At 42.0% G+C, this 12,783-nt stretch carries 11 protein-coding genes; 10 read left to right on the top strand and 1 reads right to left on the bottom strand.

Annotated features, from left to right (window positions below; all coding sequences use genetic code 11):
- Window positions 1–286: 286 nt before the first annotated feature.
- Window positions 287–1,879, top strand: coding sequence for a sensor domain-containing diguanylate cyclase (locus NSQ55_RS22655; protein ID WP_339169268.1), 1,593 nt, complete (start codon window positions 287–289; stop codon window positions 1,877–1,879).
- 262 nt (window positions 1,880–2,141) lie between these two features.
- Here NSQ55_RS22655 and NSQ55_RS22650 read toward each other — a convergent pair whose 3' ends face one another.
- Window positions 2,142–2,810 (bottom strand): hypothetical protein, encoded by a 669-nt coding sequence (locus NSQ55_RS22650; protein ID WP_036683328.1) that lies wholly within the window; start codon window positions 2,808–2,810, stop codon window positions 2,142–2,144.
- 303 nt (window positions 2,811–3,113) lie between these two features.
- Between NSQ55_RS22650 and NSQ55_RS22645 the strand changes: the two genes are divergently transcribed.
- The 9 genes from NSQ55_RS22645 (at window position 3,114) to NSQ55_RS22605 (ending at window position 12,738) form a co-directional block, all read left to right on the top strand.
- Window positions 3,114–3,482: a BlaI/MecI/CopY family transcriptional regulator gene (locus NSQ55_RS22645; RefSeq protein ID WP_036683325.1), complete on the top strand. Its 369-nt coding sequence runs from the start codon at window positions 3,114–3,116 to the stop codon at window positions 3,480–3,482.
- A gap of 1 nt (window position 3,483) precedes the next feature.
- Complete coding sequence (locus tag NSQ55_RS22640) at window positions 3,484–4,608, top strand: M56 family metallopeptidase (RefSeq protein ID WP_076317112.1); 1,125 nt, start codon at window positions 3,484–3,486, stop codon at window positions 4,606–4,608.
- 178 nt (window positions 4,609–4,786) lie between these two features.
- On the top strand, window positions 4,787–5,281 hold the full coding sequence (locus NSQ55_RS22635; RefSeq protein ID WP_036683321.1) for a sigma factor: 495 nt from the start codon (window positions 4,787–4,789) through the stop codon (window positions 5,279–5,281).
- 178 nt (window positions 5,282–5,459) lie between these two features.
- A complete protein-coding gene (locus tag NSQ55_RS22630; protein WP_256715948.1) occupies window positions 5,460–5,594 on the top strand; it encodes a hypothetical protein in 135 nt (44 codons plus the stop codon).
- Between the two features lie 126 nt (window positions 5,595–5,720).
- Window positions 5,721–6,017: a hypothetical protein gene (locus tag NSQ55_RS22625; protein WP_051491284.1), complete on the top strand. Its 297-nt coding sequence runs from the start codon at window positions 5,721–5,723 to the stop codon at window positions 6,015–6,017.
- A 62-nt stretch (window positions 6,018–6,079) separates the two neighbouring features.
- On the top strand, window positions 6,080–7,510 hold the full coding sequence (locus NSQ55_RS22620) for a YfcC family protein (RefSeq protein ID WP_339169262.1): 1,431 nt from the start codon (window positions 6,080–6,082) through the stop codon (window positions 7,508–7,510).
- A gap of 513 nt (window positions 7,511–8,023) precedes the next feature.
- Window positions 8,024–9,481 (top strand): glycoside hydrolase family 1 protein, encoded by a 1,458-nt coding sequence (locus NSQ55_RS22615; RefSeq protein ID WP_339169260.1) that lies wholly within the window; start codon window positions 8,024–8,026, stop codon window positions 9,479–9,481.
- 333 nt (window positions 9,482–9,814) lie between these two features.
- Window positions 9,815–10,669 (top strand): PRD domain-containing protein, encoded by an 855-nt coding sequence (locus NSQ55_RS22610; protein ID WP_339169258.1) that lies wholly within the window; start codon window positions 9,815–9,817, stop codon window positions 10,667–10,669.
- Window positions 10,670–10,869: 200 nt separating this feature from the next.
- Window positions 10,870–12,738 (top strand): beta-glucoside-specific PTS transporter subunit IIABC, encoded by a 1,869-nt coding sequence (locus tag NSQ55_RS22605; protein WP_339169256.1) that lies wholly within the window; start codon window positions 10,870–10,872, stop codon window positions 12,736–12,738.
- Window positions 12,739–12,783: the final 45 nt, after the last annotated feature.

Genomic DNA, 12,783 nt, shown 5'->3' with positions numbered 1-12,783 from the left:
TTTTGTTTTTCTTGAGTAAAACTTCCGTCAAAAACTAAAGGTTCTGTGTGTCTTGGAATCACATCCGAGCTCACAGAATCAGGTTGATAACACTCCTTTTCAGTGCTTGTCTAATCACAAGCTCTGGAGGGAGTTTTTTAATATGTAAGATTTCATGAACCGCCGTATATCAAACGGTAAGCAGAGTGGTATGAGAGATCCGAGCCTTTTGATTACTGTCGAATAACATCTTAATTTGTTGTATTATTAATTAATCTAGTTTTCAAGAACCAAGGAGGGTTAAAGTTTGCTTACACTGAGAAGAGCCGACCCGTGTCAAAGTAAAAAGCTCAGTCTTACATCGCTGCTTACGGGCTTGGTTACGCTGGTGGTTCTACTAACCTCAAGCATTCTTCTGATTGGCTCTTACGAGTCCAAAAAACAGTCCTTGATGGAGACTACACTCCATCTGAATTACTACAACGCTGACCGAATGACCAAAACAATGGATTCCTTATTTCAGTCCATGCGCAGCAGTTTGGAATACAGTGCTGACACACTCTCCGATGACGAAACCTCAACGCCGAAGCAAGTGGATGATAATTTGGAACTGATGCGCAATAGTAGCAATTACTTCAATTCTATCGCCGTGCTCGATGCCGACGGGCTGATCCGCAATGTAGTACCGGCTAGTTTGGGGTCAGCAGGAAACCATATTACTTCTAAGGTCGGTTTGGAAGCTCTGGCGTTAAAAAAACCTTACATATCCTCCCCCTACATGACCCAAACCACAAAGAGACTAATCGTTTTTATGAGTCAGCCGATTTTTAGCAAGAATGGTACATATCGCGGTATTTTGAGCGGCACATTTTATCTGCAGGAGAACAATATTTTGTCTATGATTTTTGGCGACAATAACGTAGACGATTCTGGCTCCTATTATTATATTGTGGATTCAAGTGGGCATCTGTTGTACCACCCGGATAAGCAGCTCATTGGGGAGGATGTCAGCAATAACAAGGTTGTGCAGAAACTCATGAATGGGGAGAGTGGGGAACAGCAAGTGCGTAACACCCGTGACGTTGAAATGCTTGCCGGATACTCCAGCGTTCCAGCCAACGGATGGGGAATTGTGGTCGTTTCGCCGATTAGTGTCATCCATCATCAACTGATGGGGCACCTTCGGACCATTCTCTGGTATTCGTTGTTTCCGTTCATTATCCTCCTGATGGGCGTCATTCTCGTAGCACGCAAGCTGGCCCGGCCTTTTGTGTACCTGGCAAATCTGGTGAGCAGGATGGGCAAGGAGAAGATTGAATTGCCAGAAGCGAAGCCGCAATGGAGCCGAGAGGCAGATCTGCTGACCAAGGCTGTGTTGCTTGCCGTGACGGATATTCAGAAGCAGACGGATCAACTGACCCAAGAGGCTACGACGGATGCTCTGACCGGTTTAATGAACCGGAGATCGTTAGAGTATACGATGAGTCAGTGGATTGACTCAGGACAACCGTTTTCGCTCATTGTACTGGATGTAGACAAATTCAAACTCGTGAACGACACTTACGGTCATCTCATCGGCGACGAAGTGCTGAAACATGTAGCCAAAGTTATAGTTACCTCGGTTCGTCCAGACGATGTTTGCTACCGCTACGGCGGTGAAGAGTTCATCATCTTGCTAGCCCACACAAGACCTGAGGAAGCTTTCATCATAGCTGAAAGAGTCCGGCGGGCAATGGAACAAAGCAGGGGGCCAATCGAGACACAGGTTACAATCTCTCTAGGAATCGCCCATTATCCTTTTCATACATTGGAGCGGGAGGGGCTGCTGGAGAAGGCGGATCAGGCGTTATACTTGGCCAAGAGCAGGGGAAGAAACCAGACTATGGTCGCTGATGTTTGAAACAATGGCTCGAAATATAGAAGCATATAAACCTCCTTTGCTATATCTGACTAAATCAGATGAAGTAGAAGGAGGTTTTGTCAATGGCTATACGTTTAACAAAAGTTAAAAAGGCAGCAATAGCAATAATGGAAGAAGCATTAAACAGTCTATCAATTAGAAGAAAGCGAATAACCTCAATGAACAAGCAGTCCTTGATTACCCATACATATCAATCTACGTTTCAAACATCTACCCGACACTACAGAATCAGATGATGAGTTTAGCCGTCAACTACGCTCATTTGCGCATATCCTGTTGTGCTGTACGTGCTAGCCCGAGCCCCATATGCAGTGTTTGAATTCAGTTTAGTGAGATATAGTTTTCCACCTTGCGGTAAGTTATTTGCATAACCTACATCCGAACCAGTGTTAAGATTTGTGAAACCGGCATTATAGCTTGTCCCTGGTAAAGAATCACCTATCATTGTGACTCTATTAGCGCTGGAATAAAAGGTGTAAAACGGTAGTGACGCTCCAGAATTTGAGGGTTCAAATAAGTAGACAAACCCAACATAATTCGCGGCTAGGGTATGAAAATCATAAGTTTGAGGCTTAGTTAACTGTTCTTTTCGTACATCTTCTTTCAATTTAGGAACATCCCAACCTGGAAAAAGGTCCGAAAATTCTGGAAGTTCTACTAACATTCCATCGGGCAACTCATAGCCAACCTGACCATCAACAGTCCAAGAAGTACTGTATATTATAGAATTCCTTGCATTCAAGATGTCGTCTTTCCATTCCGTAGGAGCTGCGTCAACATCCTGATAAGCGAGCTTCTCTTCCGACAGGGAAGCGAAGTAGTTCTGCTGATTACTTGCAAGCGCAAAGCTTGGAGTGAGGAGGAGGAGGAGAGCCAGGGCCGAGAAAACAAAGAGAGATTTCTTTTTCATTAATTAGTAGCCTCCATTCTAAAATTGGGAATTTGGTTTTTCGTTCAACGTGAAAGTATTCGTTAATTGTTCATCGGAATTGCCTCCGTTTCATTAGTGTTAAACTATGAAAATGCTTCTTCATAATATATATGTCTTAATGTATCGAATTGGGGACAAAGATTTTCAAAAATATCCCAATATTGTTATTGTGTGTGATAAATGGGATAAAATATTTCTATTTTATAGATTTGACATGAATTCAAGACAAATGTAGAATATCATTGTAGACAGTTGTCTTAAAGGAGTTGATTAATAGAAATAATGAGAAAATTGCCAGATGCAGAGTTTGATATCATGAAAGTTGTGTGGGCCAATGATTCACCTATAACGACTAATGTTATTATGCAACAGCTTGGAAATGATAGGAAATGGAAAGCGCAAACGGTCATTTCTCTTATGTTACGGTTGGTTGAGCGTGGCTTTATTCGAACTGAAAAAAAGGGAAAAGAGCGCACTTATTTCCCTTTAATTAACAAAGAGGAGTACCTGAAATTTGAAACAGGCGACTTTATGGAGCGTTTTCATGCGAATTCATTCGTTAGCTTGGTTGCTACGCTATATGCTAGTAACAAAGTAAAGGACAGTGACCTCGATCAATTGGAAAATTGGCTGAAAGATAAGAGGGAGTGATATGCAGGGATTTTTAGTTACCGTGCTCCAATGCTCTGTATCTATGTCATTGCTGACGCTTGTGTACGCGGCAATACAGCCCTTTATATCCAAACGATATGTCGCAAAGTGGAATTATAGGGTTTGGCTGCTGCTTGCGGTAGGCTGGATATTCCCCTTTCGTCCACAGATTGACCTATTAGTTCTCCCTGTGACCATGCCGGATCTTCCTGCAACGCTTGTTCCATCCATAATCCGTACTGTCCCCTTAATGGACTTTGGGGATAGGGGGGATGCTTGGGCAACAATCTCTTTATGGTGGGTGCTTACAGCGATTTGGGGGTGCGGTATTGTAATCATAATACTGTATCATGCTCTACGGCATAGTCGTTTTATGAAGACGGTACGTCGTTGGAGTGATCCTGTAACCGATGCGAAGGTTCAAGGGATTTTAGACAGTGTAAGGTCGGAACTCGGGATTAAAAAGCATATAGGTTTATGCGTATGTGAAAGCGTTACAAGTCCTATGTTCATTGGCTTTATACAGCCTGTCATTTTACTGCCGCGAGTGAAACTATCAGATGATGAAGTGTATCTAATTCTAAAGCATGAGTTGATTCATCTTAAACGGCATGACCTCTGGTGCAAGGCCATGATCTTGATTGCAACCTCGTTTCATTGGTTCAATCCAGTTGTCTATCTTATGGCAAAAGCGGCAGCGGAAGAATGTGAAATCTCTTGTGACGCATTGGTTTTACAAAACGCAGATCATCAACGGCGAATACAATATGGGGAAATCATTATTACTGTTGCGAGGAATGGGGCGAAGCTCCAAACAGCATTATCAAGTAATTTTTATGGAGGGAAAAAAGGTTTGAAAAATCGCATTTCTTCAATCATGGACCTAAAAGAGAAGAAAAATGGTGTTCTATTCCTTTGTGTGGCGCTGATAGGAATTATATGGATAGGGTCCGCGTTAACCGTTTCAGCTAACGCAGATGAACCTCAAGCATCTACTACTACCGAAGTTGTTACTTCGTCGTATGACAGAAATGACAATATTGATAGCGATAGTGAAATTGTTAATGAGGTAACACGCCTCAAAGAGCTATTGCGCCGCTATGCAAATAACCTAGGATATAAATGATGAATAGGAAGAAGGCAACCTTTTAGAGGGTTGCTTTTTTATTTTTAATTTTTTTTGAAAAAGTGTTCCTATTATCTGTTTATAGGGTAGTATTGAAATACCAATATTTATATGTTTATATAAAATTATAACTAAAGTAGATTGTATTTCATAAAAAGGAAATGGTGGTGAGAAGGCGGTGCTAAATGATAATCAACGTCGCACCATAAAAGTATTATATACGGAAATGTATAGTTCATTGTTGGCATATGCACAAAGCAAGTTGAATGACCGCACACTGGCCGAAGAAGCCGTTCAGGACACATTTAGAATCGCATGTGCTAAAGCCGACAAATTTCTATTTTGTTCCAATCCGAAAGGCTGGCTATTTAATACATTAAAGAATGTTATTAAAAACAAAGTTCGCAGTCGGGCATACCTTAAAAATATAGTAGTAACTTCATTCGAAATAGATGAAAACGTTATCTTTGAGGATAGTGACGTACTTGATGTTGACTTTATATTTTCTGACTTAACCAATATTGAAGACTATAAATTACTTAAAAAAATTACTCTGGAGAAGTATTCAATGATGGAGGCGGCTAATGAAATTGGGATTTCTGTAGAGGCCTGTAAAAAACGGGTTCAGCGAGTAAAGAAGAAGTTAAAAAAAGTTTTGAAAAACATAGTTTAACCAGCCAGCAATCATGAAAATAATATAAGTGTTCTGGCGCAAAAAAACAGTGGCGCAGCAAGTATTGTATTCAACCTTGTTATGCAGGAGAGGTTACGGCTATCGTGGAGCTGCTTAATAAGCAGAGAAATGGATAGGACCGGCAACATTTGTTCATCATCTGAAGGATGCGTTCATTATGCCTGGTGTACATGATAACCATGTATTTTTTACCGGTTACATGTCCATGCACCGTGGAGTGGATCTGACGAATGTCGCTACAATCCAAGAGGCTTTAGAGTTGCTAAAACAAGAGGCAAAAAAAACCTTATAGCAAAATGTATACGCTTACGGGTGGAGTGAAGAGTGTTGGGGCGAGCTTCCGGGGCAAAGCTTATTAGACGAAGCTTTTACTGCCAGGGCTGTAATCGCCATTAATTTGACGAAAAGCTATTGTTGGATGAACAAGCTTGCCCAGGATAAGTATCAGTTTCTCCCTAACCAATGCAGCGCGGAATCACGCGCCCGTCTCCTTCATGACATGATGCAGGATCAGGAATTAGTCAGACAAGAGTTTTTGGACTTTGCCCGAATGCTTGCTAAGCGGGGTGTAACTTCGATAAAAGATATAGGCTTTGACAGGCATAGCGGTTTGCTGCCGGTCCTTGAAGAGCTGGAAGCAGCGGGAGAGCTGCCGTTGCAGGTCCATTTCGCGCTTGGATGCTTATATGGCTGCTGTGGCCGGAAAAGAAAATGAAAGCCGGTTTTATAATTACAAGTCCATGCTTGAGGCCAATGTTCCGATTACGATGGGTAGAAATGGAAACGGTTAAACTTAAAATAAAATGGTCCCTTCCTCATAGTTATACATTGATTTTTCTGATTATCGTGGCTATTGCCGGATTAACCTGGATTGTCCCGAGCGGCCAATTTGACCGCCAGGAAGTGCTGGTGGATGGTTCCTCCAGAACAGCCATTATCCCGGGAACCTATCATACCGTTCCTAAAATCAGTGAGCAAGGGGATTTGAGACAAGGATTTGCCCAAATTGCCAGTGCGCCGTTGGAGGGAATCATCAATGCTGCTGATGTCGTCGCCTTCGTCCTGATTGTAGGGGGAGCTTTTAGAATTATTCTGCAGACGGGGGCGATTGACCGGGCACTGATGGCTTTAGCCGGAAGACTCAAAAGTAAAGGGATATTACTGATTCCGATAGCCATGGTGATTTTCAGCCTGGGGGGTTCCACCTTTGGGATGAGTGAAGAAATCATTCCGCTTTACGCTATTTTTATACCGTTAATGTTTGCCTTGGGCTTTGACTCCATGACGGCGATTCTAATTTTATTTCTCGGAACACAGATCGGCTATGTCGGATCAACCGTTAATCCTTTCTCTGTATTGATTGCGCAAGGCGTAGCAGGGGTGCAGGGAAATCCACAGCTATGGCTGAGATTTATTGAATGGGTTGTTTTTACTGCGATATCGATCGGTTTTACGATGTGGTATGCGCAACGGGTGAAGAAGAATCCGGAGAAATCAGCGGTATTCCAAAATGATATTCTAAACCGCCAACACTTCATCAAGGAGAACGATGGGATAGAAGTAAGTTTCTCGAATCGGGATAAATTAATTATTGGCGGCTTCATCTTTACTTTGGGGCTTATTGTCTGGGGAATACTGAGCAAAGGCTGGTATATGACCGAGATCGGAGCGCTTTTCTTTGCACTTGGTATTTTTTCGGGGATTGTAACCCGGATGAGTCAAAAGGAAATTGCCGAGAATTTTGTTAAAGGTTGCGGAGAATTTATCTACGCTGCTGTGATCATAGGTTTGGCCCGGGGGATCCTCGTCGTTGCAGAGAACGGGATGATTATCGATACCATTTTGAATGGCCTGGCTACTATGCTTAAGGGTTTGCCGAATTACTTGTTCACCACCATCATGCTGGTCGTGCATAATATTATTACGTTCTTGGTTCCTTCTTCATCAGGAGAGGCGGCCTTGACGATGCCTGTGCTTGCACCATTAGGCGATCTTGTGGGTGTTAACCGCGAAGCGGTAGTAACCGCATACCAATTTGGAAATGGATTAACGAATCTCATTTCGCCAACAGGCGGTGTGCTGCTGGCAGGTTTGGCCATCGCCCGGATCAATTTTGGACAATGGTTAAAGGTAATACTCAAGCTGTTTCCGATTCTTTGGCTGGTGGCGGCAATCTTTGCCGCAGTTTCCTCAGCTGTGGGCATGTAGTGGATAACATATTGCAAAGCCATGCGGGATTTCCCGCATGGCTTTTGATTTTTCATTATTTACGGCAGCCGTGAAGATTTTAAGATACATGACTGTAATCACAAACTATAAAGTTAGCTAACAAGTAGTGCTCGTGATTAGAGACACTGAACAGGCTCGTTAACAATTACGGTGAGGAATCAATTCTACAGAAGATGAGTTGATTTTTAAAAATAGATATGGTACTCTGACATCGCAAGTGAGTACAACAAAATAATCAATACATCGTATGATGGATTGTTACTGTGAAGACAGGCAAAACCTGAATTGATGGTGAAATGAAGGCTCTTTTAGCGCCTATTTTACCTTGATTTTAGGTTTTTTTTGTTTTTTTCGGCCTTTCTTGGGTTATTCATCAGAAACAAACTTCATCAATTCACTGATTATAGTGTTGGTTTGATCAATTAAGAAATTCTATATTTCTCACTTGTACTACACTACACAAAATAAATAAGTGAAAAGAGGTTACTGTACATGACCATTGTAAAAAAAGGGTTCCCTGAAAATTTTCTCTGGGGAGGTGCTACAGCCGCTAACCAAATTGAAGGTGCATTTGATCAGGATGGCAAAGGTCTCTCCACAGCAGACATGATTGCTCAAGTTCCAAAAGAAAAACATACAGGCGGACATGCCATGGAAATTTCATCTACCCGGATCGAGGAGATTCTCTCAGGAAAAGTCAATGAGCGTTTCCCTAAACGTTTTGGTATCGATTTTTACCATCGTTTTAGGGAGGATATCGCCCTGTTTGCCGAAATGGGATTCAAAGTATTCCGTATATCCATTCACTGGGCACGTATTTTCCCCAACGGTTACGATGAGCAGCCGAACGAAGCGGGTCTGAAATTTTACGACGAAGTTTTTGATGAACTATTAAAATATGGCATTGAGCCACTTGTTACCCTGTCCCATTATGAGACCCCACTCGCTCTTACGCAAAAATACAATGGCTGGGCAAGCCGTGAAGTAATTCAGCATTATGTGAGATATGCGGAGACGGTATTCAACCGTTATAAAAATAAAGTGAAATACTGGCTGACGTTCAATGAAATCAACGTAATGCTGTTCAGCCCGTACACAGGTGGCGGGATTCTCATTGATAAAGTGGAGAACACACTACAAACAACTTATCAAGCGCTACATCATCAATTTGTAGCGAGTAGTATGGTCACGAAGCTTGCACACGAGATTATTCCTGGTTCTCAGGTAGGTTGTATGCTTGCTCGCCTAGAGACATATCCGGCAACTTGTAATCCGCTTGATGTTCGATTTGCTCAATTTGAGAATCAGATCAATCTGTTCTTCACAGATATACACGCTCGTGGAAAATACCCAAACTATATGACTCGTTACTTTGAAGAAAACAATATCGTGATCCATAAGGAGCCGTGTGATGATGAAATATTGCTCGACAACACGGTTGATTTCATTTCCTTCAGCTACTATATGTCTGTTACCAAATCTGCTTCTGGAGATAAGGAAGAAGGTACGGGCAATCTAACTGGTGGGGTGAAGAACCCTTATCTGGAAGCTTCCGACTGGGGATGGGAGATCGATCCAATCGGTCTGCGAGTCACATTAAATAACTTCTGGGACCGTTACCAAAAACCGCTATTCATCGTTGAAAATGGTCTAGGTGCACATGATCATGTTGAAGAGGATGGTTCAATCCATGACTCCTACCGTGTAGATTACCTGAAGAAACACATCGAGCAGATGAAGGAAGCGATCAAGGATGGTGTGGATCTGATCGGGTTTACGGCATGGGGGCCTATTGACCTGGTAAGCATGTCCACTTCCGAAATGTCCAAACGCTACGGCTTTATCTATGTGGATCTGGATGACGAAGGTAATGGAACACTCGATCGTTCGAAAAAGGATTCGTTTGATTGGTACAAAAAAGTGATCGCTAGTAATGGTGAACAGTTGTAATGATTGGATTGTTTCTGTTAAATAAGGTGAAGCTAGAAACAGGGCGAATTTCGCGTCCTGTTTTGGTTTTGCCTCTTATACTGTGATGCTATATGATAATATTTGTGAAGGTGTATTAGTGGAAATAGCGTTTTAACGTATCACGAATAAATCGATCGATTAATCAAAAAAAGAGCTTGCAAACGCTTAAAATTATGTTATATTAAAGTCATAAAAGGATTGTGACCGTTAGGGCAATGCCTAAATTAATTGTAGTGCCATGTATGAATGGCATTGTAATTAATTTAGGCATTTTTTATTGAAACTGACTTTTTGAGGGGGTGTTTCAAGGCAATGTATATTGAAAAAGTATTAAATAATAATGTACTGCTAACCAAAAATCAGAAGGGTAAAGAAGTTATCGTAATGGGGAGGGGCATTTCTTTTAATAAGGTAGTGGGAGACCCTATAGAAGAAGAAAAAATTGAAAAGGTTTTTGTGCTTAACGAAAATGAATTTACTGCCAAGTTAACGGAGTTGCTCAATGACATTCCTGTTACATACTTAGAGGTTGTCAATGAAATTGTTACACATTCAAATGAAGTATTGGGCACAGCCCTCAGCGATAACATTTATTTAACATTGACAGATCATATTCATTTTGCAATACAAAGGGGTAACAATGATATTTTTCTGAAGAACGCTATGCTGCTTGAAATCAAAAGTTTCTACAAAAAAGAATTCGAGATTGGTATGAAATCGCTGAAATTTATTGAAAATTCTCTCGGTGTCAAGCTTGGTGAGGATGAAGCAAGCTTTATCGCACTCCATATCGTAAATGCTCGAATGGATAGCAAAGAAATGAAACTAACGATGAAGATGACGGAGATGGTTCGTTCTATTCTTAATATCGTAACGTATCATTTCAATACGGTTCTGGATGAGTCCTCCATTAATTTTTCGCGATTTTTGAGACATTTACAATACTTCTCAATGCGTGTGTTGCGGAAGGAATTGCGTGGAGGGGACGAGGATTTTTTATATAACCAAGTTAAAACGACCTATGCGAATGCATTTAGGTGTACTCTCAAAATAAATGAGTTTCTGGAGAACACATACCAGCAATCCTTAAGCAAAGATGAGTATGTATATCTGACCATTCATATTCACAGGGTAACGGAAAAGGATCATTTGGATAAAATAAAATAATATAAGTTTATCGGCATAAGGGTGTCACTGGTAATGCAGGCAAAACCTAAACTGATGGCGAAATGGGCGGCGATCCGTATGCAGCCTTTTTCACCACGAGTTTAGGTTTTTCTTGTTTGTGGCAGTTGATTGTCGTTAGTAGGGCATATAAGACAACAAAAACCTGAGCAAACCATCATATATAAAGAGGAGAGTTGTATATGAACGACAAAGAATTGTCTACCCGAATTCTTGAACTTGTCGGTGGAGAATCGAATATCAATTCAGTTTTCCACTGCGCAACAAGATTGAGATTTCAATTGAAAGATCAGAAAAAAGCGAACAAAGAAGCACTGCTAAAAACCTCCGGTATCATTACTGTGGTGGAGAGCAGCGGTCAGTTCCAAGTTGTTGTTGGTAACAATGTGGGACAGGTTTATGAGAAATTGATTGAAGGTACGGACATCGGAAATGCGGAGTCTTCTTCCAAAAAAGAGGAGTCCTCCGGAAAAAACAAGTTACTGGGTAAAGCTGTTGATATCATTTCGAGTATCTTTTCTCCAATGTTGGGTGCATTGGCCGGGGCTGGGCTACTAAAAGGATTGGTGGCACTCTTCCTGTTTCTTAAATGGCTTGATAGCTCTAGTGGAACCTATCTTATTCTGAATGCTGCTTCGGATAGCGTGTTTTATTTCCTTCCACTTTTCCTTGCCGTAACCGCATCACGCAAATTTAAATCCAACATGTTTGTGGCGATCTCCATTGCGGGAGCACTTGTATATCCAAATATTATTGCGGCTGTTAGCGCCTCTGAGCAACTAACCTTCCTAGGTCTTCCGGTGGTGCTGATGAATTATTCTTCCAGCGTCATTCCGATCATTCTGGCCATTTGGGTACAGTCGTACGTGGAAAAATGGTTTAATTCGTTTGTCCACTCGTCCGTGAAAAACATTTTGGTTCCTATGTTGTCGCTGGTGATTGTCATTCCATTGACCTTCCTCCTCTTTGGTCCATTAGGATCCATGGTCAGCAGTGGGCTTGCAACAGGCTATAGCTGGATTTATAATCAGAGTCCGTTACTCGCTGGAGCTGTTGCGGGTGCGTTTTGGCAAGTGTTTGTTATTTTCGGCGTACACTGGGGATTCGTACCGGTCGTGCTCGGCAACATTGCAGAGCTTGGATACGATACAATGTTACCACTGCTTTCTGCAGCAATTTTGAGTCAAGCTGGAGCAGTCTTGGGAGTATTCCTGAAAACAAAAGATATACAACTTAAGACTCTTGCAGGTTCTTCTGTGATTACATCTGTCTTCGGAATCACAGAACCGGCCATCTATGGCGTCACACTGAAACTAAAGAAACCTTTTATCTATGCCTGTATCGCTGGGGCTGTTGGTGGTGCGATCATTGGAGGGGGGGGATCGCAGGCAGTGGGCTATTCTTTGCCTGGTTTGCTGGCGTTGCCAACATATATAGGAACAAGTTTTCTTTCTGTCATCATTGGTTTGATCGTTGCTTTTGTTCTGGCTTTGATTCTTGTCATGATCCTTGGTTTCAAAGATACGCAGCAAGAACCAGTACAAGTTGCCAATAATGAAGAAGCTCCTGTCATCACATCGGAAACGATTGTACTGAAAAAAGAGATGATTGAAAGCCCACTTCAAGGTGCTGTCAAACCTCTTAAATCATTGCCGGATGAAGCTTTTGCTTCTGGGGCTATGGGACAAGGGATTGTCATAGATCCTTCGGAAGGAAGACTGACTTCTCCTGTTAATGGAATCGTTACAACGATATTCCCAACAGGGCATGCTATTGGTATCACTTCCGACGAAGGTGCCGAAATCCTGATCCACGTTGGCGTGAACACAGTTCGCTTGAAAGGTAAACACTTCGAAAAGCAAGTGCAGGAGGGCGATCGTGTTGAACGCGGTCAATTAATCCTACTGTTTGACATCGAACAGATACAGGCAGCGGGATACGTTACAGCCACCCCTGTTATTGTGACGAATTCGGCCAATTATCTGGATGTTCTGAAGACATCCGAATCTGAAGTGCATCGCGGAGATTACCTGATGACGGTGATTATGTAATAAAACGTATTTAAGCCGTTGATTGATTCTCAATCAGCGGCTTTT

Origin of the sequence: Paenibacillus sp. FSL H7-0943 (assembly GCF_037963265.1) — a bacterium.
GTDB lineage: Bacteria > Bacillota > Bacilli > Paenibacillales > Paenibacillaceae > Paenibacillus_AQ > Paenibacillus_AQ odorifer.
This window is presented reverse-complemented; position numbering and strand designations above follow the sequence as displayed.

Coding starts and splice junctions, on each gene's coding strand:
- NSQ55_RS22650 (WP_036683328.1), bottom strand. CDS start 2,810: ATGAAAAAGAAATCTCTCTTTGTTTTCTCGGCCCTGGCTCTCCTCCTC.
- NSQ55_RS22645 (WP_036683325.1), top strand. CDS start 3,114: ATGAGAAAATTGCCAGATGCAGAGTTTGATATCATGAAAGTTGTGTGG.
- NSQ55_RS22640 (WP_076317112.1), top strand. CDS start 3,484: ATGCAGGGATTTTTAGTTACCGTGCTCCAATGCTCTGTATCTATGTCA.
- NSQ55_RS22630 (WP_256715948.1), top strand. CDS start 5,460: ATGCCTGGTGTACATGATAACCATGTATTTTTTACCGGTTACATGTCC.
- NSQ55_RS22625 (WP_051491284.1), top strand. CDS start 5,721: ATGAACAAGCTTGCCCAGGATAAGTATCAGTTTCTCCCTAACCAATGC.
- NSQ55_RS22620 (WP_339169262.1), top strand. CDS start 6,080: ATGGAAACGGTTAAACTTAAAATAAAATGGTCCCTTCCTCATAGTTAT.
- NSQ55_RS22615 (WP_339169260.1), top strand. CDS start 8,024: ATGACCATTGTAAAAAAAGGGTTCCCTGAAAATTTTCTCTGGGGAGGT.
- NSQ55_RS22610 (WP_339169258.1), top strand. CDS start 9,815: ATGTATATTGAAAAAGTATTAAATAATAATGTACTGCTAACCAAAAAT.
- NSQ55_RS22605 (WP_339169256.1), top strand. CDS start 10,870: ATGAACGACAAAGAATTGTCTACCCGAATTCTTGAACTTGTCGGTGGA.